The organism is Streptomyces sp. NPDC056527 (assembly GCF_042794475.1).
In the GTDB taxonomy this organism is placed as follows: domain Bacteria; phylum Actinomycetota; class Actinomycetes; order Streptomycetales; family Streptomycetaceae; genus Streptomyces.
On the sequence record NZ_JBHTTQ010000107.1, the window covers coordinates 1 to 24,170 of the forward strand.

Genomic DNA, 24,170 nt, shown 5'->3' on the forward strand with positions numbered 1-24,170 from the left:
GCCCCGGCCCGCGCGAGGCGTGATGCCCGCGACCGGGTGGCGGGGTCGTCGACCGCCCGTGGCGGCGGTTACCCCGGTTCCTGTCGAAAGTCGCCGACCCGGTTCCGATCATCGTTGTAGTGTCCGCGCCATGACTACGGAAACCACCGACGCGGAATGTCTCGCCCTCACGCGTAATCTGCGCCGACGCGGCGCGATCGTCCTCGCCGTCTTCGCTCTCGTCTGGGCCTTCGCCGGCGGCTCCGGGATAGCGGCGATGCCGGTCTCGACAGCGGTCGGAGTCGTCGCGGCCGTGGTGACGATCGGCGCGGTGGTGCTCGCCTTCCGCGGCACCGCGGGGCCGGTGACTCGTACGGTGCGGCTGCCGGAGAAGTGGAACCGGGGCGTCGGCCTGGTCAACGTCGCCGAGCTGGTGGCGATCTTCGTCGTGATCGCCGTGTCGAACGCTTCGGGCCACCCGGAGTTCATCCCGGTCGGGATCTGCCTCGTCGTGGGACTGCACTTCTTCCCGCTGGCCCGCCTCTTCGACCAGGGGCAGTACGCATGGACCGCGATCTTCCTGACGGCGGTGTCGCTGGTCGGTCTCGCCGTCCTGGCGGCCGGCGCCACGGCGGAGACGATCCGTACGGTGGTGGGCCTGGGCGCGGCGATCGTGCTGTGGGCTTCTTCCTTCCATGTAGCCCTGCGCGGCTGATCGGGGCCGGGGCCGTCACCGCTTCAGCGTGGGCGGCCTGAACGGTCCGGTCTCGGGGGCCACGCACTTGTCGACGACGGTCTCCTCGGCGGCCGCCGAGCCTTCCACGCAGAGCCGGCCACCCCTGGAGCGCAGGTCGATGAAGAACCGCGTGGTCGCGCCGGACCGCTTGAGGTCGTGGATGCGTTCGTCGATGTAACCGAGGTCGTTGAGGACCTTCCTGACCTTGGCGGGCGTGGGGTCCCTGAGCTCCCAGAGCCCCTGGGCGATGCGCTCCTCATGGCGGTTGCTCGCGCACCAGTCACGAGCGTTCAACTCCACCTCCGGGCCCGCCGTGGGGGCGATGGGCCCCTCGAGAGCGTCGGTGGCGGGATCGTCGGAGGGCAGCGGCTCGCCCCCCGGGGCCTTCGAGGGCACCGGCGGTCCCGACTGGGTGCCGGTGGGGCACGACCGTGCCATCTCGTCCAACATCGCCGCGAAGGCGGCCTGTTGCCCGGATCCGGCCGGGGCCTCGGTGTGCTGGGCGCCGACCGCGTCGGCGGGCGCGCTCGGCGATCCCGCGGCCCCCGACTTCTGGGTGCCGCAGGACGCGAGTGCCAGTACCGCGAGGGTCGTCACCGCGAGGGCGAACCCCGGGCGGCGGGTGGAGCGGGTGACCATGGCGGCGAGGGCGGGAGTCGATCTCATGTGCACAGCTTCCGATCAAGCGTCCCGCCGCACATGAGTACACGTACTCAACAGGCCATGGGGCAGCGGGTCGAGTGGGAGGCCGAGGTACGTTCGCTCTACGACGGCATGGTCCGGATCGTCGTGACCCCGACCTGGGCGAAACCGATCGACTTCGAGACGACCCTCCCCAGCGAGGTCCAGGAACTGCTCCGGCGGCGGGAGGAACGCAGGAGCTCCTGACCTGGCGCGAACTCCGATGGAGCGGGCGACCGCGGTGGCTGCCCCGGTGACGCCCCTCCTCCGGGCCCCGGCGACGAGGAGGCCGGTGGTTCGTACCACGCGCCACCCGCGCCGGGGCCGTTCGCTCATGTCGTGACCGGCCGGGACGTCGCTACTCCTCCTTCAGCCCGGGGACCGGGCGCGGACGGTCTTCCGCGTCGATCGCGACGAAGGTCAGCCGGGCGGTGGCCACTTCGGTCGTGAGACCGGAGGTCGCGTTCCAGCGTTCCGCGGTGACGCCGACCGCGACGGCCATCGAGGTCCGGCCCGCGCGGCACAGCTCGGCGTGGACGGTGAGCAGGTCCCCGGCGCGAGCGGGGGAGTGGAACGTCATCCGGTCGACGGAGACCGTCACGGCGGGGCCGTCCGCGTGGCGGCCCGCCGCTGACGCGGCCGCGTCGTCGATGAGTTTCATGACGACGCCGCCGTGGATGGTCCCGTACAGGTTGGTCTCGTGTTCGCTCATGATGTGGGCGAGGGTCACCTGGGAGTCGGCCGGTGCCTTGTGGGCCCGATCGCCGACGGTGATACGGGTGTTCATGCGCTCAGTTCTCCGTGTGGGGCAGGCGGCCGCGGACCCGGCGGGCCGCCGCGGTCATGTGTTCCAGGGCAGGCCGGACCTCGCCCCAGCCGCGCGTCTTCAGACCGCAGTCGGGATTGATCCAGAGCCGGTCGGCGGGTACGGAGAGCAGGGCACGCTCGATGAGGGAGACGGCCTCCGCCTCCTCCGGGACGCGCGGCGAGTGGATGTCGTACACACCGGGGCCGACCTCCCGGGGGTATCCGGCGCCGGCGAGTTCGTCCGCGACCCGCATATGGGAGCGCGCGGCCTCCAGACTGATGACGTCCGCGTCGAGGTCGTCGATGGCGCGGAGGATGTCGCCGAACTCGGCGTAGCACATGTGCGTGTGGATCTGGGTTTCCGGACGGACTCCGGCCGTGGTGAGCCGGAAGGCCTCGGTGGCCCAGGCGAGGTACGGGGCGTGGGCGTCGGCGCGCAGCGGCAGCGTCTCGCGCAGGGCCGGTTCGTCGACCTGGATCACCGACGTGCCCGCCGCCTCCAGATCGGCGACCTCGTCACGCAGGGCGAGCGCGACCTGGCGGGCGGTGTCGGCGAGCGGCTGGTCGTCGCGGACGAAGGACCAGGCGAGCATCGTGACCGGGCCGGTCAGCATCCCCTTGACGGGACGGGAGGTCTGCCGCTGTGCGTACGTGGTCCAGCGCACCGTCATCGGCGCCGGGCGGGAGACGTCGCCGGCCAGGACGGGCGGCCGGACGTACCGGGTGCCGTACGACTGGACCCAGCCGTGCTGGGTGGCGAGGTATCCGGTCAGCCGCTCGGCGAAGTACTGGACCATGTCGTTGCGTTCGGGCTCGCCGTGGACGAGGACGTCGAGACCGGCCTTCTCCTGGAAGGAGATCACCTCGCGGATCTCGGCCTCGATCCGCTCCTCGTACTCCGCCGTGTCGAGCCATCCGGCGCGCAGGTCGGCGCGCGCGGTGCGCAGTTCGGCGGTCTGCGGGAAGGAGCCGATGGTCGTGGTCGGCAGAGCCGGCAGACCCAGGTGGGCCCGCTGGGCGGTCGCGCGCTCGGCGTAGGGCTGGGCGCGGCGGGCGTCGCTCTCGGTGACCGCGGCGGTGCGGGCCCGTACGGCCGGGTCGTTGGTGATCGCCGAGCCTGCGCGGGAGGCCAGATCGGCGCGATTGGCGGCGAGTTCGGCGGCGATCGCGCCGGTGCCCTGGGACAGGCCGCGCGCGAGGGTGGCGATCTCGGCGGCCTTCTGGCGGGCGAAGGCGAGCCAGCGACGGATCTGCGGGTCGACGTCCCGCTCGGCGGCGGCGTCCAGCGGGACATGGAGCAGCGAGCTGGACGCCGCGACGTCGACCTGACCGGCGAGGCCGAGCAGGGTGCCCAGGGTGGTGAGGGACTTCCGGTAGTCGTTGATCCAGATGTTGCGGCCGTCGACGACGCCGGCGACCAGCCGCTTGCCCGGCAGACCGCCCACCGTCGCGAGATCCGCGAGGTTCGCGGCGGCGGCATCGGTGAAGTCGAGCGCGAGTCCCTCCACGGGGGCCTTCGCCAGCACGGGCAGAGCCCCGCCGAGCCGGTCGAAGTAGGAGGCGACCAGCAGCTTCGGCCGGTCGGCCGCACCGCCGAGCTCGCGGTAGGCGCGGGCGGCGGCGTTCAGCTCGGCGGGGGTGCGGTCCTGCACGAGGGCGGGCTCGTCGAGCTGCACCCACTCGGCGCCGGCCGCGCGCAGGTCCGCGAGCACCTCGGCGTACACGGGCAGCAGCCGGTCCAGCAGGGTGAGCGGTTCGAAGTCCTCGGCGACTCCGGGCGCCGGCTTGGCCAGCAGCAGGTACGTGACCGGTCCCACCAGGACGGGGCGGGCCGCGTGGCCGAGCGCGAGGGCCTCCTTCACCTCGGCGACCTGCTTGCCGCTGTCGGCGGTGAAGGCGGTGTCGGGACCCAGTTCGGGGACGAGGTAGTGGTAGTTGGTGTCGAACCACTTGGTCATCTCCAGCGGAGCCACGTCCTGCGTGCCGCGGGCCATCGCGAAGTACCCGTCGAGCGGGTCGGCCTCGACGGCGGCGCGGTGACGGGCGGGTACGGCGCCGACCATGACACTGGTGTCGAGGACGTGGTCGTAGAGGGAGAAGTCGCCGGTCGGGACCTCGTGGATGCCGGCGTCGACGAGCTGCTCCCAGTTGGTCCTGCGCAGTTCCCGGGCGGTCTCCCGGAGGGCATCGGCGGTGACGCGGCCCTTCCAGTAGCCCTCGACGGCCTTCTTCAGTTCCCGGTTCCCACCCTGGCGGGGGTATCCGTGGACGGTGGCCCGTGCTGCCGCGGACTCGGTTGTCACGTGACTCTCCTTCGCGAGCTTGCGTGTCGTGAGACAGACCCGGAGAGCCGCGAGCGAAGGGGTGACGAACCGGGCGGACCACCGCAGAGGCGTACATCGAGGTACGCGCGGCCGATCCGCCCTGCTGTGCACGCCGACCCGCCCACGAGGTCACCGGGATCACCGCATGCGAACGGTCGCATGCGGGCAACGGGCAGGTCTTCGGACTCGCGAGCACGTCTCGTCGTACGGAAGCCGTACGAGACACCTACTGGCCGTCGCTTCCCAGGCCCTCACGGGTCCAGTGCGTATGACGGCGGTCGTTCTCGCTCACCGCTGCGGGGCAGTCCCGGATTCCCACCGGGTTCCCTCTTACGACGCGTCCCGCCTGGCTGACGGGGCGAACCAGCTGCACGGGCAGCGTACCGCGCGGGTGAGGAACGGCGCGATCGACTCGTATTCCGGACGGCGAAACGAGACACACGCGCTGCGAGGGGCCGTGGGGCGCGACGCACCAGGCCGCGCACGACATCGACGTCCTGCACCGGCTCGCGGGCGGCTGGACGCGCCAGGTCCAGGCCCTGGGCGACCTCATGGTCCACGGCGGCAATCCCGCGGGCCGTCTGGAGAACTTCGGCGACGGACCCGGGGGAGTGGTGAAGGTGTGGAACTCCCGCCGCTCGGCCTTCCGTCCGGACGCCAACGTCACCCACCCCGTGCCGGACGCCGAGGACAACGCCGGCCACGGCGGCGCCGATCCGCTGCTCATCGACGAGTTCCTGCGCTTCGTCCGCGACGGCGGCCGCACCGACACCTCGCCGGTCGCCGCGCGCATGGCCGTCGCGGCGGGCGTCCGCGCCACCGAGTCGCTGCGCGACGGGGCACACCGCGCGAGGTCCCGTCCCTCGACCCCGAGCTGGTCGCCTACTTCGGGCGAGGTCAGCGCACTTGATAGCGTTCCGTTCGCCGGTCGAACGGATCAAGGAAGGGCGACAACCGTGCGGGAAGTGACGCGTCACGAGGTCGACGAGCAGCGCATCGTCCAAGCGCTGGAGGACATCGGCGGGCGGGCGTTCGGCCGTTGGCACGGGCTGCGCTACGACAGACTGTCCCTGCAGGCGTTGCGGGACATGGGCGACGAGCTGCTCGACCACGTCGCCGCTCGTACCCTGGACGACCCCGCGCTCGGTCTCGGGCCCTCCCGCAAGGCGCTGCTGACCTCGGCCGCATGCGCGTTCGGGGTGCTGGAACTCGGAGCCTTCCCCGATGGGGACTGGGAGATCTCCTTCCCGCTCGTGAACGAGACGCTGAGCAGCGACGAGTTCAGCTTCGGGCATGCCGTCGACGAGGTGCCCACCGCGCGGACCTGGCTGGACGCGTTCGGACTCTGCCTGGCCAGCGGTGTCGTACGCGAGCGGGACCGGGTGATCGGACTGCTGCTGCGGGAGGACTACGCGCCCGCGATCCGTGACGGCGTGCCGTACTCGCGGCTGGAGTCGCGATCGGAGCCGGCGGACCTGGCGGAGATGGACGCCCTGTGTGGCTACCTGACTCCGTCGCGTGGGCACCTGCCCAGGGACTGGCCTTCCGTGACGCTCTGTATGCCGGAGGCCGAGGAGCGCGCCGAGGCGGCGCGTCGTCTGGACGCCGTCGGCGCGCTGTCGCCGGACCAGCGACTCCTGCGTGTGCTCCTGGAGGACGATCAGCCGGCCTTCGAAGAGGCCCTGGCCGACCGGCTCGTCCGGCACCGCGAGAGCGTGCAGGCCGACGCCGCCCCGCGCAGCCTGCTGCCGGTCGGCGCGATCGCGCTGGCCGCACTTGCCGTACAGGTGCATGGGTGGGACCTGGGCGTCACGTCCGGCTATCTGCCGGAAGGGCTGGTGCGCGCACCGGAAGGCGCCCCGGGGGTCGGCGTCTGACATCGTCGCCGACGGGCACCCCCTAGCGACCCAGCCAGCCGCGCAGCATCCGGCTCACGGCCGGCATCGCCACGTACGTCATCAGGACGTTGAACACGCACGCCATGACCGCGCTGCTGAGGAGAAGCGGCAGCGCGGTCAGGTGGGGCACGAGGAAGTAGCCGCCGAGGACGGAGATCGGGTAGATCGCCAGGGTGGCGCTGATCGCCATCTTCCATCGCGGCGGCGCCGGCCGCGTCGAGCCCGGCTTGGCGAACCACGTCTCCATCCCGGTCAGTCGCCGCCGGGCTATCTCGGTGTGGTGGTGCCCCTCGCAGTCCGCGAACCACGCCGCCCGCTCCGGCGACTCCTGCCACTCCCGGAAGGCCGCCGCGTCGCGGAAGCGATGGACGAGGAACCAGGGGGCGTCACCTCCCGTGGAGCGGAAGAGCCCGTAGCCGAGATGGCCGGGAAAGGTGGCCGCAGTGGCGAGAATGCCCTGGGCCCACCTCTCGAAGGCGGCTTCGTATCCGGGCTCCACCCGGCGGGCTATCAGCAGGGTCACCTCGCCGGTGTCGGCGGGGACCGTGGCGTGCTCAAGACTCACAGCGGTCACTCGTACTCCTCGTGATCACGCCGCGCCCGCGCCCACTCTACGCGGCGCCCGAGTCCGCGCCGCCGGCCTCCGGGCTCAGTAGTACCGGCGCATGATCTCGGTGGTCCACGCGGGCTGGGTCACGTCGCCGATCGGGCCGAACTCGGCCATGTAGGGCTTGATGTCGAGGACGGGCGTCCCGTCGACCGCGTCGAGGCCCGTCACATGGATGTCGAGTCCGTCGGTCCTGACCAGTCGGCAGCGCGAGACGCCGAGCCGGTTGGGACGGTTCTTGCCCCGCTGGGCGAAGATGCCGACCAGCGGCCAGTCGGTGTTGCCCCGCGGGTGGCGGGCGCCGGTCTCGATCTTCCGGGGTGGTACGCGGTCGAAGTGGTACACGACCTCGATGTGCGAGAAGGCGTCGAGGCCGGCGAGCGCGTCGGGGGTGAACCGGCTCCCGTCCAGGCGGATGACGGCGGACACGTCGCCCCAGGCGTCGTCGTAGACCTCGCCCCGGCCGCCGACGACCCGTCCCACCGGCAGGGAGACGACCTCGGAGGGCGCCGCCCCGAGTGTGCCGTCGACCAGCGCAGCGTCCGCATCGGCCCGGTGCACGGAGAGCGGTACGCCGTCCTCGGGGACGCCGAGCAGGCGGCTCAACTCGGCGCGCAGCGACCGCGGCAGCCGCTCGACGACGTCCGGCGTACAGGATTCCTCGCAGCTGACATAGCCCATGGGCGAGTGCGGTCCGTCGCCCTCCCACTCCGGCCGCCGGCCTGTCGCGGCGTCCGGATCGACCTGCTGCCAGGTCACCCGGCAGCTGCCGTCCGGCAGGCCGAGATCGGTGGCGACCGAGGCCGCGATGCCTTCCAGGGCGACGCGACCAGGACTCGGCTCGGGGGACAGGAGGGCGATCACGGGCATGGGACGGCCTTTCCGGAGCGGGTACGACAGTGCGTGCCGATCACACGCCTGGCGAGGTTACGTCCCTCCGGGCCGGAGCGGTACAAGATCGGCGGGAATCGTCTCCGTCGGCAATTCTCCTTGCGACGAGGACGCAATTGGCTTGCGGTGCTTGCGCTAGTCTTGCGCGCATGACGCGACGACTTGCTCAGGTGGCCAAGAAGGTGGGGGTCAGCGAGGCCACGGTCAGCCGTGTTCTCAACGGCAAGCCCGGTGTCTCCGAGGCGACTCGGCAGTCCGTCCTGACGGCCCTGGACGTCCTCGGCTACGAGCGGCCCACCCAGTTGCGGGGCGAGCGGGCGCGTCTGGTGGGTCTCGTGCTGCCGGAGCTGCAGAACCCGATCTTCCCCGCCTTCGCCGAGGCGATCGGCGGAGCGCTGGCGCAGCAGGGGCTGACGCCCGTGCTGTGCACGCAGACGAAGGGCGGCGTGTCGGAGGCCGACTACGTGGAACTCCTGCTGCAGCAGCAGGTGTCCGGGATGGTCTTCGCCGGCGGTCTGTTCGCCCAGGCCGACGCGCCGCACGACCACTACCGGCAGCTCGCCGAGCGGAACGTCCCGGTCGTCCTCATCAACGCCCCCATCGAGGGGCTGGACTTCCCCTGCGTCTCCTGCGACGACGCCGTCGCCGTCGAACAGGCCTGGCGCCATCTCGCCTCGCTCGGACACGAGCGGATCGGCCTGGTCCTCGGCCCCGGCGACCACGTGCCCTCGCGCCGCAAGCTGGAGGCCGCCCGGCTCGCGGCGAAGGCGGCGGGCGGGGAGCTGCCGGAGAAGTTCGTCGAGCGGACCATGTTCTCCCTCGAAGGCGGCCAGGCGGCGGCCGCGCGCCTCCTGGAGCGGGGGGTGACCGGGATCGTGTGCGCGAGCGACCCCCTGGCGCTCGGCGCGATCAGGGCCGCCCGGCGACGGGGGCTGATGGTCCCCACGGACGTCTCGGTCGTCGGATTCGACGACTCCGCGTTCATGAACTGCACCGAGCCGCCCCTGTCCACCGTCCGGCAGCCCATCGAGGCGATGGGGCGGGCCGCGGTCGAGCTCCTCTGCGCCCAGATCCAGGGCACCCACACGCACCCTGGCGAGCTGCTCTTCGAGCCCGAGCTGGTGGTCCGCGGCTCGACCGCCCAGGCGCCCGTCGCCTAACTCCTCCGGATCCCGGCAGTCGCACGCGTCACGGCCCGGCTCCCGCTTCACGCGGGCTGCCGGGCCGTTGCGCTGTGCCGACGGACGGGCCCACGCGACTCCGCCCGTTGCCATGGCCGTTGACAAAGTGATGACCCGGTAGAAACCTGTCGGCTTGGCGCTGCAAAGAATCGACCGAGTTACTCAAAAGATTGAGGTCTGCGGCGCCTCCTTCTCGCCAGAAAGATGTCAGGTACCTGGCGAGCGTTCTTGTCATCGTCCGAGCTTCGGATCACGGAACAAGAGGCCATCATGAGAGGGAAACACCACGTCCGCCGACTCATCGCCGGTGCGGTGATGGCGGGCCTGATGTGCGTCGGGCTGCTGCCCGTCGCGGCCGCCCGAGCGGCGGAAGGGCCCAACCTGGCTCTCGGCAGGACCGCGACGGCCGGTGGCGCCCACGGCGCTTATCCGGCAGGCAACGTCACCGACGGCAGTCAGCAGTCCTACTGGGAAGGCCCCGCGGGATCGTTCCCGCAATGGGTCCAGGTCGATCTGGGCGTCGCCACCCGCGTCGACCGGGTCACGTTGAAGCTCCCCACCGCCTGGGAGGGGCGCGTCCAGACGCTCAGCCTGCTCGGCAGCGGCGACGGCAACTCCTTCAGCGCCCTCGCCGGCGCGGCCGCCCGCACCTTCGACCCGAGTCTGGCGAACACCGTGACCATCGACGTCACCGCCGCGACGGTCCGCTGGTTACGCGTCCAGGTCAGCGCCAACACCGTATGGAACGCAGCTCAGTTGTCCGAACTGGAGGTGTACGGGGAAGGAGGCCAGGGCCCGGTCGATCCGCCGGTCGAGGGCACGAACCTGGCGCGCGGCAAGCCCGTCGAGGCGACCTCGACGACACAGAGCTACGTCGCGACCAACGCCAACGACGACGACGTCGCCACCTACTGGGAGTCGGCCGGATTCCCGTCGAGTCTGACGGTGAAGCTCGGTGCCAACGCGGATGTCACCGCCGTCGTGGTGAAACTCAACCCCGCACAGGTCTGGGGCCCGCGCACCCAGGCACTCCAGGTGCTCGGGCGTGAACAGTCGGCCTCCGGCTTCACCGTGCTCAAGGAGCGCGCCGACCACGCCTTCACTCCCTCGGCCGGGCAGAACACCGTCACCATCCCCGTGACCGGCCGCCACGCGGACATCCGGCTCACCTTCTTCTCCAACACCGGAGCCCCCGGAGGCCAGGTCGCCGAACTCCAGGTCGTGGGCGCCGCGGCGCCGAACCCTGACCTCACCGTCACCGATCTGACCTGGGCGCCGTCCACTCCGTCCGAGACGGACGCGGTGACGGTGAACGCCGCCGTTCGCAACGCCGGCACCGCGCCCTCGCCCGCCAGCACCGTGAACGTCAGCCTCGAAGGCACCGTGGCCGGCTCCGCCCCCGTGCCCGCGCTCGCGGCCGGGGCGACCGCGACCGTCCCGGTCGCGGTGGGCAAGCGCCCGGTGGGCACCTACACCGTCTCGGTGGTGGTGGACCCGACCGACGCCGTCGTCGAACAGGACGACAGCAACAACAGCCGGACCGCGTCGACGAAGCTGGTCGTCGGCCAGAGCCCGGGCCCGGACCTGCGGGTCACGGGCATCGCCGCCGACCCCGCGGCCCCCGCGGCCGGCGCCTCCGTCGGCTTCACCGTGACCGTGCAGAACCGCGGAACCACCGGCGTCGCGGCCGGTACGGTCACCCGCCTGGCCGTCGGGGGCGCCACGCTCGACGGTGCCACGGGCGCGATCGCCGCGGGGCAGACGGCCACCGTCGCGACCGCGGGCAGGTGGACGGCCACGAGCGGGGCGGCCACGTTGACCGCGACGGCCGACGCCACGGGCGCGGTCGCCGAGACCGACGAGAACAACAACGTGTTCGCGCGCTCGATCGTCGTCGGCCGCGGCGCGGCCGTCCCGTACACCGAGTACGAGGCGGAGAGCGGCCGTTACCAGGGCACCCTCCTCACCGCCGACCGGAAGCGCACCTTCGGTCACACCAACTTCGCCTCGGAGTCCTCGGGACGGCAGTCGGTGCGGCTCGACTCCACCGGCCAGTACGTGGAGTTCACCTCGGCCAACGCCGCCAACTCCCTCGTCGTACGGAACTCGATCCCGGACGCGACCGGCGGAGGCGGCCGCGAGGCCACGATCAGCCTCTACATCGACGGCACCTTCGAGCGGAAGCTGACCCTCTCCTCCAAGCACAGCTGGCTGTACGGCACCACCGACAGCCCCGAAGGGCTGACCAACTCCCCCCAGACGGACGCCCGCCGTCTCTTCGACGAGTCCCACGCACTGCTGCCGCGGACGTACCCGGTGGGCACCACCTTCCGGCTCCAGCGGGACGCCGGTGACACGGCCGCCTTCTACGTCCTCGATCTGATCGACCTGGAGCAGGTGGCCCCGCCCGCGGCCCAGCCGGCCGGATGCACGTCGATCACCGCCTACGGAGCCGTGCCCAACGACGGCATCGACGACACGGACGCCCTCCAGCGCGCGGTCACGGCGGACCAGAAGGGGGAGATCGGCTGCGTCTGGATCCCGGTGGGTCACTGGCGTCAGGAGCAGAAGATCCTCACCGACGATCCCCTGAACCGAGGCGAGTTCAATCAGGTGGGCATCCGCGACGTCACCATCCGCGGCGCGGGCATGTGGCACTCCCAGCTGTACACCCTGACCCCGCCCCACCAGGCGGGCGGCATCAACCATCCGCACGAGGGCAACTTCGGCTTCGACATCGACCACAACACGCGGATCTCCGACATCGCGATCTTCGGATCCGGCACGATCCGGGGCGGCGACGGGAACGCCGAGGGCGGTGTGGGGCTCAACGGGCGGTTCGGTCAGTCCACCCGGATCAGCAACGTGTGGATCGAGCACGCGAACGTCGGCGTCTGGGCGGGTCGCGACTACTCGAACATCCCCGAGCTGTGGGGGCCCGGCGACGGCCTGGAGTTCACCGGGATACGCATCCGCAACACCTACGCCGACGGCATCAACTTCGCGAACGGAACCCGCAATTCGACCGTCTCGAACTCGTCCTTCCGCAACACCGGTGACGACGCCCTGGCCGTCTGGGCCAGCCGCTACGTCAAGGACCCGTCGGTGGACATCGGCCACGACAACCACTTCCGCAACAACGTGATCCAACTGCCGTGGCGGGCCAACGGCATCGCCGTCTACGGCGGCTACGGCAACACCATCGAGAACAACATCATCTCGGACACCATGAACTACCCGGGCATCATGGTGGCGACCGACCATGACCCGCTGCCCTTCTCCGGGCAGACGCTGATCGCCGACAACGCGCTCCACCGCACCGGCGGTGCCTTCTGGGGAGAGGCGCAGGAGTTCGGCGCCATCACCCTGTTCGCGGCGGGCCAGGACATCCCGGGCGTCACGATCCGCGACACCGAGATCCACGACTCGACGTACGACGGCATCCAGTTCAAGGGCGGTGGCGGCGCGTTGCCGGGCGTGCAGATCAGGGACGTCCGCATCGACGGGTCCGTCAACGGCTCCGGAATCCTCGCCCAGGGAGGGGCGCGGGGGAGCGCGACGCTCACGAACGTGACCATCACCGGATCGGCGGAGGGCGACGTCCTGGTCGAGCCCGGATCGCCGTTCGTCATCCACGGGGCGGCCGGATGACGTTCCGGCGGCATCGGTAGGAATCGGGGAGGCCGGCGCACCTCTTCGCGAGGGGTGTGCCGGCCTCGTTCGTGCGCCGTGATCTCCGCCCAACTGCACGGTGCTGTCAGTGATTTACGGAATCTGCGCGAGATATTGCGTTCACTTGTCAGTGGTGGTTGAGTGTGCCGCGCCCCGCAAAGCCGTCGGCGCAGGGGCGACCTCCACGTTCATGCCCGAAGGGGACCACCCATGAGAAGTGCTCGGTTCCGCCGTACCCGCCGCGCCTGCGCGGTCGCTCTCGCCTCGACCCTCACGCTCACCGCGCTCGCCGCCTGCGGCACGAGCAGCAGTACCGACGGAAGCGGTGGATCCGAAGGGAGCGGGTCCTCCGACCCGTCCGCCCCGCTGGACCCGAAGACCAAGGTGACGATCACCATCGACTGCATGCCGCCCGCGGCGAAGGCGGCCGAGCTCAAGGAGTGGAAGGAGGACGTCGCCGAGTTCAACAAGACGTACCCCAACGTCACCATCCAGGGCCGCTCCACCGCCGGCCAGTGCCTGGAGCCCCCGCGCTTCACGGCGATGCTCAAGGCGAAGTCGCAACCGGACGTCTTCTACACCTACTTCACCGACCTGCCGCAGGTGCTCGACAACGACGGCGCGGCGGACATCACGGCGTACGTGAACGACACGAGCGTGCCGCTCCTGAAGGACATCGACCCCAACGTCCTCGGCTCCCTCAAGCACGAGGGCAAGCTCTACGGCCTGCCCACCAGCAACTACACGATGGGCCTGCTCGTCAACCGCAAGCTGTTCCAGCAGGCCGGCCTCGACCCCGACGCCCCGCCGCGCACCTGGGACGAGGTCCGCGCGGCCGCCCGGAAGATCGCCGGGCTCGGCAACGGCATCGCGGGCTTCGGCGAGTACAGCGCGGGCAACACCGGCGGCTGGCACTTCACCGCGCAGATGTACAGCCTGGGTGGTGACGTCGTCGACGGGAGCGGCAAGAAGGCCGCGTTCAACAACGAGCTCGGCAGGCAGGTCGCGAAGAACCTCCACGCCATGCGCTGGGAGGACGACAGCATGGGCAAGACCCAGCTCCTCCAGTGGGGCGACCTGCAGAAGCAGATCGCCACCGACAAGCTCGGCATGTTCCTCGCCGCGCCCGACGACATCGCGTACATGGTCCAGCAACTCGGCGCGAAGTACGAGAACTTCGGCATGGGCCCGATACCCGGCGAGAAGAACACCCTCGCCGGCGGCAACAACTACATGATCAAGAAGGGGATCTCCGGCGACAGGATCAAGGCCGCGATCGCCTGGCTGAACTTCAAGAACCTCTCCGTCGGCAAGGGGCAGTTCGACTGGCCCCGCACCAAGGCGGACAACCTGCCGGTCGGCGTGCCCCAGCCCAACTTCTGGCTGGGCGAGTCCAAGACCAAGGACGACGCCGCACGGGTGCAGAACGCCACCATGCCGGTCGCCAACTTCAAGTCCTTCATGGACAACCCCGTTGCCGGCAAGGCGGAGCCGCCGAAGGCCCAGGAGGTCTACAAGGTCCTGGACAACGTGATGTCCGGCATCCTCACCAACAAGGACGCCGACATCGACAAGCTGCTCGCCACGGCCGAGGCACAGGTCAACCAGGTCCTGGCCGACCAGTGACCGCGATCGGAAGGGGCGGGCTCCAGGCCCGCCCCGTACCGTCCGGCGGGCTGTTCGCCAAGAGCCTGCGACGCAACCTCACCGCCCATGGCTTCCTCATCGGCGCGGTCCTCTGCTTCGCCGTGTTCTCCTGGTATCCCATGGTCCGGGAGTTCCTCCTCGCCTTCCAGAAGACCGAGGACGGACGGACCAGCTGGGTCGGCCTGGACAACCTCGTCACCGTCGTCAACGACCCGGCCTTCTGGCAGGCGTGGCGCAACACGCTCCTGTTCACCGCCCTCGCCCTGCTCCTCGGATTCGTGGTGCCGTTCGCCGTCGCGATCGTCATCAACGAGTTCCGGCACGGCCAGGGCTATCTCCGACTGCTCGTCTACCTGCCCGTGATGCTGCCGCCGGTCGCCGCCGTGCTGCTCTTCAAGTACCTCTACGACCCCGGTTACGGGCTCCTCAACGAGCTGTTCCGCTTCCTGCATCTGCCCGAGCAGCAGTGGCTGCAGGATCCGGACACGGCCATGCTCGCCGTCGTCATCGCCTCGACGTGGATGAACATGGGCGGCGCTGCCCTGATCTACCTCGCCGCGCTCCAGGGCATCCCCGGCGAGCTGTACGAGGCGGCCGAGCTCGACGGCGCGGGCCTGTTCCGCAAGATCTGGCACGTCACCATCCCGCAGACCCGGCTCATCCTCTCGCTGATGCTGCTCATGCAGATCATCGCGACCATGCAGGTCTTCGTGGAGCCGTTCCTGCTGACCGGCGGCGCCGGCCCCGAGGGCTCCACCACCACGGTCGTCCACCTCATCTACCAGTACGCCTTCAACTTCAACAACTACGGTGCCGCGGCGGCGCTCGGCCTCCTCCTGCTCGTACTCCTCGCCGGATTCTCGGCGGCGTACGTGAAGCTCAGCCGCGCCGACGACGAGTAGGAGCCGGAGGCCCGCCATGTCCACACGTACGCTCATCTCGCCCGCCCAGCGCGCGACCCGCCGCGGCAAGGCGCTGTACCGGGCGACCCTCGCCGTGGTCCTCGGAGGGTTCACCCTGGTGTTCCTCGGGCCGCTGTACTGGATGGTGTCCAGCGGATTCAAGGACACCCAGGAGGTCATCCGTACGCCCCCGACCCTGGTTCCCGGGTCCTTCGCGCCGGAGAACTACTCCCGCGCCTGGGAGGTCATGGACCTCTCCACGCTGCTGTTCAACACGCTGTACTACGCCTTCGGCGCCCTCGCCTTCCAGCTCGTCCTCGACGTGGCGGCCGCCTACTCGCTCTCCAAGCTCCGCCCGGTGCTCGGCAAGGCGATCCTCGGCATGATGCTCGCGACGCTGATGATCCCGGCGACCGTCCTGGTCGTGCCCCAGTACCTGACGGTGCTCGACGTACCGGTCGTCGAACGCAACCTGCTGAACACCCCCTGGGCGATCTGGCTGCCCTCCGTCACCAACGCCTTCAACATCTTCCTGCTGAAGCGGTTCTTCGACTCGATTCCCAAGGAGCTGCTCGACGCCGCCTCGATGGACGGCGCCTCCCCGACGCGGATCCTCCGGTCGATCGTGCTTCCGGTCTCCCGGCCGATCCTGGGCGTCGTGTCGATCTTCGCCGTCGTGGGGGTCTGGAAGGACTTCCTCTGGCCGATGCTCACGCTGCCGGACCCGGCGAAGCAGACCCTCAACGTCGGTATCTACTCGCTGTCCAACGGAGTCCCGGTGAACGTCCTCATCGCCGCGCTCACGATCGCCTCCCTGCCGACCCTGATCGTCTTCCTGGTCTTCCAGCGCAACATCATGAGCGGTCTCACCGCCGGCGGACTCAAGGGCTGACCACGTCGAGCCCTCCGCACCCGCCGGCGCCGAAGACCCCCTGCCCGAAAGGACCGTCACGTGGCAGCCCCTCACGACTGGTGGCGCGACGCCGTCATCTACCAGGTGTACCCCCGCAGCTTCGCCGACGGCGACGGAGACGGGACCGGTGACCTCGCCGGTGTCCGGGCGCGACTGCCCTATCTCGCCGAACTCGGCGTCGACGCGGTGTGGTTCACCCCCTGGTACGTCTCGCCCCTGGTCGACGGCGGCTACGACGTCGCCGACTACCGCACGGTCGACCCCGCCTTCGGCACGCTCGGCGAGGCCGAGAAGCTGATCGCGGAGGCCTCCGAGCTCGGCATCCGGGTCATCGTCGACATCGTCCCCAACCATGTCTCCGACCAGCACGCCTGGTTCCGCGCCGCGCTGGACGCCGGACCCGGCAGCCCCGAGCGCGAACGCTTCCACTTCCGGCCCGGCCGCGGCACTCACGGCGAACTCCCGCCCAACAACTGGCCCTCCCAGTTCTCCGGCCCCACCTGGACCCGCGTCCCCGACGGCGAGTGGTACCTCCATCTGTTCACCCCCGAACAGCCCGACCTCAACTGGGCCCATCCGGAGGTGCGCCGGGAGCACGAGGACGTGCTCCGCTTCTGGTTCTCCCGCGGCGTCGCCGGCGTCCGCATCGACTCCGCGGCCCTGCTCGCCAAGGACCCCGCGCTCGCCGACTTCGAGGAGGGCGTGGACCCCCACCCGTACATCGACCAGGACGAACTCCACGACATCTACCGCTCCTGGCGGGCGGTCGCCGACGAGTACGGAGCCGTCTTCGTCGGCGAGGTCTGGCTCCCGGACGCCGAACGCTTCGCCCGCTACCTGCGCCCCGACGAGCTGCACACCGCCTTCAACTTCAACTTCCTCACCTGCCCCTGGGAGCCGTCCCGGCTGCGCCGCACCATCGACGACACCCTCGCCGAGCACGCCCCCGTCGGAGCCCCCGCCACCTGGGTCCTCTGCAACCACGACGTGACGCGGACCGTGACCCGGTACGGCCGTGCGGACACCGCCTTCGACTTCGCGACGAAGGCGTTCGGGACCCCGACCGACCTCGCCCTCGGCACCCGCCGGGCCCGCGCGGCCGCCCTGCTGACGCTCGCCCTGCCCGGTTCGGTGTACGTGTACCAGGGCGAAGAACTGGGGCTGCCCGAGGCCGACATCCCACGGGCGAGGGTCCAGGACCCGATGCACTTCCGCTCCGGAGGCACCGACCCCGGACGCGACGGCTGCCGCGTCCCGCTGCCCTGGGCCGCGGACGCCCCGCACTTCGGCTTCGGGGCACCCGCCGAGCCGTGGCTGCCCCAGCCCGAGGACTGGGCCCGCCACGCCGTCGACCGGCAGAGCACCGACCCGGCGTCGATGCTCGCGCTGTACCGGACGGCCCTGGCCCTGCGCAGATCGGAGGAGGGCTTCGGCGACGGCCCCCTCACCTGGCTGCCCGCCGACGAAGGGGTCCTCGCCTTCGCGCGGACGGGCGGTCTGCTCTGTCTGACCAATCTCTCGGCCACCCCCGTCACTCTGCCGGCGTACGAGACCCTGCTCCTCGCCAGCGACCCGCTCGACGCGGAGGGTCGTCTGCCGTCCGACACGACCGTGTGGCTGCGCGCTCCGCGCGGCGCGGGGTGACGGGGCCACACGCCGGCTCAGGCCCGGGTGGCGTCCCCGAGGCGGTCGCGCTGGATGCGGTGGGCGAGGGTGCGACGCGCCGAGGGGGACCCGGTCGCGATGACCTTCGCGGGGACGTCGAGACCTCTGCTGATCACGTCGTACGCGTCCCGGAAGGCGGCGGGCAGCCGCTCCCGGTGCCGTCGCAGGTCCTCCTCGACCGAACGCCGCAGCTCGTCGACGTCCCGCGGGGTGAAGCGCTTCTTCCCACGGGCGATCGCCTCGACGTGGCGCGCGCAGCGCGCCGCGTCGCAGCTCTCGGCGATCTCCTCGGCGAGACCCCAGAGCCGTCCTTCGAGCCACGGGACGTCGCGCTGATCGAGGGAGAGCTCCATGGGCGCCCGCGGTGGATCGGCCGGCTTGTGCTTCGCCACCTGCTTGGACACCGCCGGCTGGCTCATGTCGGCGATCCGGGCGATCCGGTCCTGTGTCCAGCCGAGGCCGGCGAACAGCTGGATCATCTCGGCGCGCAGCTGCCGCATCTCCTCGCCCGCGCGGATGACCTCGTTCATGGCGGCGAGCATCCGCTCCGCCTGTTCTTCGGTGAGTGTGTCGTCCGCGCCCGTCATGACTCGGTTATACACCTTGGGACAGGCGCCATAACCAGGTTGTACAACCGGGTTATGGGTGACAGGATCCTCGCCATGCCCTCCTTCACCGCCTCCGAGTTCACCGCGTCCGACGGAACCCGCCTCGCGTACCGCACGGAGGGAGCCGGCGACCCCGTCGTCTGCCTCCCCGGAGGCCCCATGGACTCCCGCTACCTCGGTGACCTCGGCGGACTCTCCGCCCACCGCCGCCTGATCCTCCCGGACCCGCGCGGGACCGGCCGGTCGGCCGTCCCCGAGGACACCTCCTCCTACCGCTGCGACCGCCTCGTCGACGACGTCGAGGCCCTGCGCGAGCACCTCGGCCTGGCGCGGATGGATCTGCTCGGCCACTCCGGCGGCGCGAACCTCGCGGTGCGGTACGCGGCCCGGTACCCGGAGCGCGTCGGCAGGCTCGCCCTGATCACCCCCGGCACGGCGGCCGTCGGCATCGAGATCACCGGTGAGACGCGGCGCGAGGGAGCGCGACGGCGCAGTGGCGAGCCGTGGTTCCCGGCGGCGTACGCCGCGCTGGAGGCGATCACGGAGGGCACCGGCAGCGACTGGGAAGCCATCGCCCCCTTCCTCTGGGGACGTTGGGACGCGGCGACGCGGGAGCGTCATGCGGCGAGCCGGCCGGACAACGCCGAGGCCGTCGCCGGCTTCGGGGCCGAAGGCGCCTTCGACCCGCCGGCCACCCGGGCGGCACTGGCCGCGTTCCCTGCCCCCGTCCTGCTGCTCGCCGGGGAGTTCGACCTCAACAGTCCGCCCGCGTCGACCGCCGAGTTCGCGGGACTCTTCCCCGACGCCTCACTCGTGGTGCAGTCCGGGGCCGGCCACTACCCGTGGGTCGACGACCCCGAGCGGTTCGTCGGCACCACGGCGGCCTTCCTCCGCTGACGGTGCGCGCCCGGGGTGTATCCGAACGCGCGCCGGAACACCTCGATGAACGCACTGGTGGACGACCAGCCGCAGCGGTGCGCCACCGTGGTGACGGGCAGGTCGTCGGCCAACATGCGCAGGGCGTCGTAGAGGCGTGCCTGGGTGCGCCACTGAGGGAAGGTCATGCCGAGTTCGGCGCGGAAGAGCCGGCTGAGCGTGCGCTCGCCGGCCCCGGTCGCGGCTCCGAGCTCGGCCAGGGTCCTGGGGTCGGCCGGGTCCTCGCGCAGGATCGCGCAGACGGCCGCGAGCCGCGGATCGGACGGCGCGGGCAACCGCAGGGGCTCCTGGGGTGAGGCCCGCAACTGGTCCCGCAGCACGGCGAGGAGTCTGCGGCGTTCGGCGCCGGTGTCCTCGGGGGCGCGTGTGTAGGCGAGGATCAGCTCGCGCAGGAGCGGGCTGACGGCGAGAACGGTGGGGGCGTCCAGACCAGGTGGGTTGTCGTCGGCGGGCAGGCCGATCAGATGCAGGTCCAGGTGGCCGTGGGCCCTGTGCGCGTGGACGGTTCCCGCGGGGACCCAGATGGCGCGCGTGCCCGGGGCGAACCAGGTGCCGGCGTCGGTCGTGACGGCCAGGACGCCCGAACCCGCGTAGACGATCTGGTGGTCGTCGTGGCGGTGTGCGTCGATACGGTCCCCGGCGGCGAGGATCTGGGCGCGGGTCGGGGCCTGCGGCGTATGGCGGACGGAATCCGGTCGGCGGATGTTCGACACGAATGGGCAGTTTATCGAAAGCGCGACACACGACCGCGTTGCCACGATCGAACGGTGTCGAAGAAACGGACGACCCCGCGCAACAGACCCCTCACGCTGATGTCCCTGGGCCACGCCTGCGTGGACGTCTACCAGGGAGCGGTCGCCGCCCTGGTGCCGTACTTCGTCTCCGAGCGGGCGTACACCTATGCCGCCGCCTCCGGTCTCGTGCTGGCGGCCTCACTGCTGTCGTCGGTGGTGCAGCCGCTGTTCGGGGCGCTCACCGACAAGTGGGCCATGCCGTGGCTGCTGCCCGTGAGCGCGCTGGTCGGCGGAGCCGGTGTCGCGATGAGCGGCGTCGGCGGCTCGTACGCCGTGACCCTGTGCGTCGTCGCCGTCTCCGGCATCGGCGTCGCCGCGTACCACCCCGAGGCCGCCCGCGTGGCGCGCCACGCGAGCCGTGGCAGTCACACGGCGATGGGCTGGTTCTCGCTCGGCGGCAACCTGGGCTTCGCCACCGCCCCGCCGCTGGTAGCCGCCGTCATCGCCGTCGGCGGCCTGGGCGCCACCCCGCTCCTGGTCGTCCCCGCCCTCGCGGGCGCGGCCCTGTGCGCGGCAGCGCTGCGGGCGCTCGGAACGCCGGCCGTGCCCGGGGGGCCCGACTCGGTTCCCGGCGCGACCGCGACCGCGACCGCGACCGTGGGCAGGGACGACTGGGCGTCCTTCGCCCGGCTGTCCGGTGCCGTCGTCTGCCGGTCGATCGTCTTCGTCGGCCTGAGCACGTTCATCTCGCTGTACGCGCGCCAGCGCACCGACGGCGGGGAAGTCTCGGGCACGGCCGCCCTCTTCGTGCTCTACCTCGGCGGCGCGGTCGGCACCGTCGTCGGAGGCAGGCTGGCCACCCGGCACCGGCGGGTCGCGATCGTGCGGTGGTCGTACGTTCTGACCGTCCTCGCCGTGGCCGGCGTCGTCCTCGTCCCCGGCCCGCTCCTCCATCTCTTCGTCGCCCTCACCTCGGTCGGGCTGTACGTGCCGTTCTCGCTGCACGTGACCCTCGGTCAGGACTACCTGCCCCGGCGTGTCGGCACCGCCGGGGGCGTCACGCTGGGGCTGACCGTCAGCATCGGCGGCCTGGCCGGCCCCCTGGTCGGAGCCGTGGCCGACGCCACCACACTGCAGACCGCCCTCGCACCCCTGATCGCCCTGCCGGCCGTCGGCTGGCTGTTCCTGCGCACGCTGCGCGAGCCCGTGGCGCCCGGCCCGCCCACGGCGCCGCCGACCGACCCCCGGACGGCGCTGGAGCCCGACCGCCGATGACGTCGTCGCCCTCGTGGGGCACCGGAGGCGCGACACGCCGACGACCGTGGTGAACCCGGGAAGGCCCCGTCACGAATCTGTGAAGGTGTGGCGGGACTCTGGAGCTCAGTCCAGCGCACTCGCCACTCACCGGGGGACCCAGACCATGAGCACCGTAAGCAGAGCCGCCGTCGTCCTCGCCGTCGTCACCATGTCCGCCGTCGCCCTGACCGCCTGCGGCCCCACCGGGGACGACTCGGCGGGCGGCGCCGGGAAGCCGACCGCGAGCCCGACGAAGTCCACGACCCCGGCGAAGCCCACGGCGCCGCCGACGTCTCCGGGCAAGAAGCCCTCCGGCGGAAGTGACGGCTCGTCATCCGACCCCGACCACGCCGTGTTCCCCTGCAGCACCTTCGACGTGACGTTCGCCGCGAACCTGGCGGAGTCCACCACGAGCAGCTACCTGCTGAAGATCACCAACAAGACCGCCAAGCCGTGCAAGGTCCTGGGGCACCCGGTCGTGACCTTCGGCGATCTGGACGGACAGGCGACCGAGCGGGGCGAGGCCCCCGGCATCGAGGACGCGATCAGGCTCGAACCGGGGCAGTCCGCCTACGCCGGCCTGATGGGCGGCACGAACGACGGCACGGGCAGGACCGTCCACTCGATCGCGATGACCATGAACACCGAGTCGGACCTGGAACAGACGCCTCTGACGGCATCGACGCCCAGCCTGTACGTCTCGCCCACCAGGAACTCGGTCACGGCCTGGGTGAACAACGCCGAGGACGCCCTCAGCCTGTAGCGGCCTTCCGGCGACCGAACGCCGCCCGTGCCACGGGCAGCGCGGCGCGGGCGAGTGATCCCTCGCCCGCGCGGGCCCCCGGGGAAGTTCCTCGGGCCGTGGAGCGCTTACCGTTACAGCGATCGCACGCGACAGAAGGAACGGGCGCCGGGCATGAAGATCGATCTCACGGACACCACCTCCAGCAAGATCAACAAGGCGATCGTCGAGGGCCGCAGGGCCGTCGGCACACCTGCCGTCGGCATGGTGCTCACGCTCGTGATCGTCACGGACGAGGAGAACGCCTACGACGCGCTGAAGGCCGCCAACGAGGCCTCCCGCGAGCACCCCTCCCGCACGCTCGTCGTCATCAAGCGCCATGTGCGCGCGCCCCGGGGACGTCACGAGACGCGTCTCGACGCGGAGGTCCGCGTCGGCGGCGACGCGGGCTCGGGCGAGACCGTCCTGCTGCGCCTGCACGGTGAACTCGGCGCCCGCGCCGACTCCGTGGTGCTGCCCCTGCTGCTCCCGGACGCGCCCGTCGTCGTCTGGTGGCCGGCGGAGGCCCCCGACGTACCGTCGACGGATCCGCTCGGCCGGCTCGCCCAGCGCCGGATCACCGACGCGTACGCCGTCGCGGACCCCCTCGCCGCACTCGCGGTCCGCGCGGCCTCCTACGCCCCCGGGGACACGGACCTCGCCTGGACCCGGCTCACGCCCTGGCGTTCGATGCTGGCCGCCGCACTGGACCAGGCGCGGGCGACCGTCGTCTCGGCCGCGGTGGAGAGCGAACCCGACAACCCGAGCGCCGAACTGCTGGCCCGCTGGTTCGAGGACCGCCTGCGCGTGCCGGTCGAACGGGTCGTCAGCGACGGCCCGGTCGTCACCGCCGTACGCCTCGGCACGCCCGACGGCGAGATCGTGATCGACCGCCCGGAGGGCCCGGTCGCCAAGCTGGCGATCCCCGGCCAGCCCAACCGCGTCCTCGCCCTGAAGGTGCGCACGACGGCCGAGTTGATCGCGGAGGAGCTGCGCAGGCTCGACCCCGACGAGACCTACGCCTCCGCCCTGCGGACCCAGTCGCCCACGGCTCCTTAGGCCTCAGCCCGGGGCGGAGAACCGGCGTACGTATCGCTTCTGCCAGGGGGTCTCGACCGCGCGGGGGTGGTACCCGGCGCGGACGAACTCCACCGCCCGGCCGGGCGGGACGCCGTCGAGCACGGCGAGGCAGGCGAGCGCCGTGCCGGTCCTGCCGATGCCGCCCCCGCAAGCGAGCTCCACCCGCTCCTGCCCGGCCCGGGACAACGCCTCGACGAGAACGCCCCGGGCTTCCGCGGGATCAGCCGGAAGCCGGAAGTCCGGCCAGCGCAGCCAGCGCGCCTCCCAGTCCGTCTCCGGCGGGCGCCTGCCGAGCAGATGGACGGCGAACTCGGGGGCGGGCCCCGGCGGCAGAGGATGCCGGAGGCCACGCCCCCGCACCACGCGTCCGGAGGGCAGACGCAGCACTCCGGCGTCGGTCGGCTTCCACGACTCGGTCACGCTCCCACCGTAATCGGCGTCGCCGAACCTGTGCCCCGAACTCATTGACACCCGTACGTCCCGCCCCGACACTCATGCCACCTGTCAGTGAAGCAATCTTCACCAGGCGAACGAGCCGCTCGCGATTCAGGGACACACATTGACCTCCACCTCCTCCCCGCCCCGCGCCCCCCACACCTTCCGCACGGTCTTCCCGGTGCTCGCCCTCTGCTGGCTGGCCGTGTTCTTCGACGGCATGGACGTGAACATCTACGGCGCCGTGATGCCGCACATGCTCGACGACGACGGCCTCGGGCTGACCCAGGCCACCGCCGGCACCATCGGCAGCTGGACCACCTTCGGGATGCTCATCGGCGCGCTCGCCGCCGGCAACGTCACCGGAGCGCGAGGGCCGGCCCGCCGATGTCATCGG

General features: G+C 71.3%; 20 protein-coding genes, 3 pseudogenes and 1 riboswitch. Of the genes and pseudogenes, 15 read left to right on the forward strand and 8 right to left on the reverse strand.

Features of this window, described 5'->3' with window-relative positions; translation table 11 throughout:
- The first annotated feature begins 130 nt into the window (after positions 1-130).
- Positions 131-694, forward strand: coding sequence for a DUF7010 family protein (locus ACFQ7Q_RS32020; RefSeq protein ID WP_383561283.1), 564 nt, complete (start codon positions 131-133; stop codon positions 692-694).
- A gap of 15 nt (positions 695-709) precedes the next feature.
- On the opposite strand, the gene ACFQ7Q_RS32025 is transcribed toward ACFQ7Q_RS32020, so the two are convergent.
- A complete protein-coding gene (locus ACFQ7Q_RS32025; protein ID WP_383561285.1) occupies positions 710-1,381 on the reverse strand; it encodes a hypothetical protein in 672 nt (223 codons plus the stop codon).
- Positions 1,382-1,444: 63 nt separating this feature from the next.
- On the opposite strand from ACFQ7Q_RS32025, the pseudogene ACFQ7Q_RS32030 reads away from it, so the two are divergent.
- Positions 1,445-1,603 (forward strand): annotated as a pseudogene (locus tag ACFQ7Q_RS32030) (pyridoxamine 5-phosphate oxidase); the annotation flags it as partial.
- Positions 1,604-1,754: 151 nt separating this feature from the next.
- Here the strand turns inward: ACFQ7Q_RS32030 and ACFQ7Q_RS32035 are convergent.
- Positions 1,755-2,183: an acyl-CoA thioesterase gene (locus ACFQ7Q_RS32035; protein WP_383561287.1), complete on the reverse strand. Its 429-nt coding sequence runs from the start codon at positions 2,181-2,183 to the stop codon at positions 1,755-1,757.
- Positions 2,184-2,187: 4 nt separating this feature from the next.
- Complete coding sequence (metE, locus tag ACFQ7Q_RS32040) at positions 2,188-4,506, reverse strand: 5-methyltetrahydropteroyltriglutamate--homocysteine S-methyltransferase (protein ID WP_383561289.1); 2,319 nt, start codon at positions 4,504-4,506, stop codon at positions 2,188-2,190.
- A 174-nt stretch (positions 4,507-4,680) separates the two neighbouring features.
- Positions 4,681-4,910, reverse strand: a riboswitch (cobalamin riboswitch).
- A 90-nt stretch (positions 4,911-5,000) separates the two neighbouring features.
- Here metE and ACFQ7Q_RS32045 point away from each other — a divergent pair.
- Together ACFQ7Q_RS32045 and ACFQ7Q_RS32050 are read left to right on the forward strand one after the other, a co-directional pair.
- A pseudogene (locus ACFQ7Q_RS32045) lies at positions 5,001-5,437 on the forward strand (hypothetical protein); the annotation flags it as partial.
- Positions 5,438-5,615: 178 nt separating this feature from the next.
- Complete coding sequence (locus ACFQ7Q_RS32050; protein WP_383561315.1) at positions 5,616-6,404, forward strand: immunity 49 family protein; 789 nt, start codon at positions 5,616-5,618, stop codon at positions 6,402-6,404.
- Positions 6,405-6,426: 22 nt separating this feature from the next.
- Here the strand turns inward: ACFQ7Q_RS32050 and ACFQ7Q_RS32055 are convergent, their stop codons facing one another.
- The gene (locus ACFQ7Q_RS32055) at positions 6,427-6,999 is read right to left on the reverse strand and encodes an antibiotic biosynthesis monooxygenase (RefSeq protein WP_383561291.1); all 573 of its coding nucleotides are present in this window, start codon (positions 6,997-6,999) and stop codon (positions 6,427-6,429) included.
- Between the two features lie 75 nt (positions 7,000-7,074).
- Positions 7,075-7,521: an SAM-dependent methyltransferase gene (locus tag ACFQ7Q_RS32060; RefSeq protein ID WP_383561317.1), complete on the reverse strand. Its 447-nt coding sequence runs from the start codon at positions 7,519-7,521 to the stop codon at positions 7,075-7,077.
- Positions 7,522-8,072: 551 nt separating this feature from the next.
- On the opposite strand from ACFQ7Q_RS32060, the gene ACFQ7Q_RS32065 reads away from it, so the two are divergent.
- From ACFQ7Q_RS32065 to ACFQ7Q_RS32090, 6 genes are all read left to right on the forward strand, one after another.
- The gene (locus ACFQ7Q_RS32065) at positions 8,073-9,083 is read left to right on the forward strand and encodes a LacI family DNA-binding transcriptional regulator (RefSeq protein ID WP_383561293.1); all 1,011 of its coding nucleotides are present in this window, start codon (positions 8,073-8,075) and stop codon (positions 9,081-9,083) included.
- 291 nt (positions 9,084-9,374) lie between these two features.
- Complete coding sequence (locus ACFQ7Q_RS32070) at positions 9,375-12,755, forward strand: CARDB domain-containing protein (RefSeq protein WP_383561295.1); 3,381 nt, start codon at positions 9,375-9,377, stop codon at positions 12,753-12,755.
- Positions 12,756-12,986: 231 nt separating this feature from the next.
- The gene (locus ACFQ7Q_RS32075) at positions 12,987-14,402 is read left to right on the forward strand and encodes an extracellular solute-binding protein (RefSeq protein ID WP_383561297.1); all 1,416 of its coding nucleotides are present in this window, start codon (positions 12,987-12,989) and stop codon (positions 14,400-14,402) included.
- Positions 14,403-14,407: 5 nt separating this feature from the next.
- Positions 14,408-15,325 carry a carbohydrate ABC transporter permease gene (locus ACFQ7Q_RS32080; RefSeq protein WP_383561319.1) on the forward strand — a complete coding sequence of 306 codons (918 nt, stop codon included), beginning with the start codon at positions 14,408-14,410 and terminating at the stop codon, positions 15,323-15,325.
- Between the two features lie 16 nt (positions 15,326-15,341).
- Positions 15,342-16,217 (forward strand): carbohydrate ABC transporter permease, encoded by an 876-nt coding sequence (locus ACFQ7Q_RS32085; RefSeq protein ID WP_383561299.1) that lies wholly within the window; start codon positions 15,342-15,344, stop codon positions 16,215-16,217.
- A 60-nt stretch (positions 16,218-16,277) separates the two neighbouring features.
- A complete protein-coding gene (locus tag ACFQ7Q_RS32090; RefSeq protein WP_383561301.1) occupies positions 16,278-17,882 on the forward strand; it encodes a glycoside hydrolase family 13 protein in 1,605 nt (534 codons plus the stop codon).
- A gap of 17 nt (positions 17,883-17,899) precedes the next feature.
- Here ACFQ7Q_RS32090 and ACFQ7Q_RS32095 read toward each other — a convergent pair whose 3' ends face one another.
- A complete protein-coding gene (locus tag ACFQ7Q_RS32095) occupies positions 17,900-18,490 on the reverse strand; it encodes a sigma-70 family RNA polymerase sigma factor (protein ID WP_383561303.1) in 591 nt (196 codons plus the stop codon).
- A gap of 54 nt (positions 18,491-18,544) precedes the next feature.
- On the opposite strand from ACFQ7Q_RS32095, the gene ACFQ7Q_RS32100 reads away from it, so the two are divergent.
- On the forward strand, positions 18,545-19,408 hold the full coding sequence (locus tag ACFQ7Q_RS32100) for an alpha/beta fold hydrolase (RefSeq protein WP_383561305.1): 864 nt from the start codon (positions 18,545-18,547) through the stop codon (positions 19,406-19,408).
- Here the strand turns inward: ACFQ7Q_RS32100 and ACFQ7Q_RS32105 are convergent.
- Positions 19,348-20,160 (reverse strand): AraC family transcriptional regulator, encoded by an 813-nt coding sequence (locus tag ACFQ7Q_RS32105; RefSeq protein WP_383561307.1) that lies wholly within the window; start codon positions 20,158-20,160, stop codon positions 19,348-19,350. The genes ACFQ7Q_RS32100 and ACFQ7Q_RS32105 overlap by 61 nt on opposite strands.
- A 99-nt stretch (positions 20,161-20,259) precedes the next feature.
- Between ACFQ7Q_RS32105 and ACFQ7Q_RS32110 the strand changes: the two genes are divergently transcribed.
- The 3 genes from ACFQ7Q_RS32110 to opcA all read left to right on the forward strand — a co-directional run bounded on the left by ACFQ7Q_RS32110 (position 20,260) and on the right by opcA (position 23,317).
- A complete protein-coding gene (locus ACFQ7Q_RS32110; protein ID WP_383561321.1) occupies positions 20,260-21,456 on the forward strand; it encodes an MFS transporter in 1,197 nt (398 codons plus the stop codon).
- Positions 21,457-21,601: 145 nt separating this feature from the next.
- The gene (locus ACFQ7Q_RS32115) at positions 21,602-22,240 is read left to right on the forward strand and encodes a DUF4232 domain-containing protein (RefSeq protein WP_383561309.1); all 639 of its coding nucleotides are present in this window, start codon (positions 21,602-21,604) and stop codon (positions 22,238-22,240) included.
- A 153-nt stretch (positions 22,241-22,393) separates the two neighbouring features.
- Positions 22,394-23,317: a glucose-6-phosphate dehydrogenase assembly protein OpcA gene (gene opcA / locus ACFQ7Q_RS32120; RefSeq protein WP_383561311.1), complete on the forward strand. Its 924-nt coding sequence runs from the start codon at positions 22,394-22,396 to the stop codon at positions 23,315-23,317.
- Positions 23,318-23,320: 3 nt separating this feature from the next.
- Here opcA and ACFQ7Q_RS32125 read toward each other — a convergent pair whose 3' ends face one another.
- A complete protein-coding gene (locus tag ACFQ7Q_RS32125) occupies positions 23,321-23,758 on the reverse strand; it encodes a protein phosphatase (RefSeq protein WP_383561313.1) in 438 nt (145 codons plus the stop codon).
- Between the two features lie 139 nt (positions 23,759-23,897).
- On the opposite strand from ACFQ7Q_RS32125, the pseudogene ACFQ7Q_RS32130 reads away from it, so the two are divergent.
- Positions 23,898-24,170: pseudogene (locus tag ACFQ7Q_RS32130) on the forward strand (hypothetical protein); the annotation flags it as partial.

Bases quoted from the DNA above. Each gene is read 5' to 3' on its own strand.
- ACFQ7Q_RS32020 (WP_383561283.1), top strand. From the start codon at position 131: ATGACTACGGAAACCACCGACGCGGAATGTCTCGCCCTCACGCGTAAT.
- ACFQ7Q_RS32025 (WP_383561285.1), bottom strand. From the start codon at position 1,381: ATGAGATCGACTCCCGCCCTCGCCGCCATGGTCACCCGCTCCACCCGC.
- ACFQ7Q_RS32035 (WP_383561287.1), bottom strand. From the start codon at position 2,183: ATGAACACCCGTATCACCGTCGGCGATCGGGCCCACAAGGCACCGGCC.
- ACFQ7Q_RS32050 (WP_383561315.1), top strand. From the start codon at position 5,616: ATGGGCGACGAGCTGCTCGACCACGTCGCCGCTCGTACCCTGGACGAC.
- ACFQ7Q_RS32065 (WP_383561293.1), top strand. From the start codon at position 8,073: ATGACGCGACGACTTGCTCAGGTGGCCAAGAAGGTGGGGGTCAGCGAG.
- ACFQ7Q_RS32070 (WP_383561295.1), top strand. From the start codon at position 9,375: ATGAGAGGGAAACACCACGTCCGCCGACTCATCGCCGGTGCGGTGATG.
- ACFQ7Q_RS32075 (WP_383561297.1), top strand. From the start codon at position 12,987: ATGAGAAGTGCTCGGTTCCGCCGTACCCGCCGCGCCTGCGCGGTCGCT.
- ACFQ7Q_RS32085 (WP_383561299.1), top strand. From the start codon at position 15,342: ATGTCCACACGTACGCTCATCTCGCCCGCCCAGCGCGCGACCCGCCGC.
- ACFQ7Q_RS32095 (WP_383561303.1), bottom strand. From the start codon at position 18,490: ATGACGGGCGCGGACGACACACTCACCGAAGAACAGGCGGAGCGGATG.
- ACFQ7Q_RS32100 (WP_383561305.1), top strand. From the start codon at position 18,545: ATGGGTGACAGGATCCTCGCCATGCCCTCCTTCACCGCCTCCGAGTTC.
- ACFQ7Q_RS32110 (WP_383561321.1), top strand. From the start codon at position 20,260: ATGTCCCTGGGCCACGCCTGCGTGGACGTCTACCAGGGAGCGGTCGCC.
- ACFQ7Q_RS32115 (WP_383561309.1), top strand. From the start codon at position 21,602: ATGAGCACCGTAAGCAGAGCCGCCGTCGTCCTCGCCGTCGTCACCATG.
- opcA (WP_383561311.1), top strand. From the start codon at position 22,394: ATGAAGATCGATCTCACGGACACCACCTCCAGCAAGATCAACAAGGCG.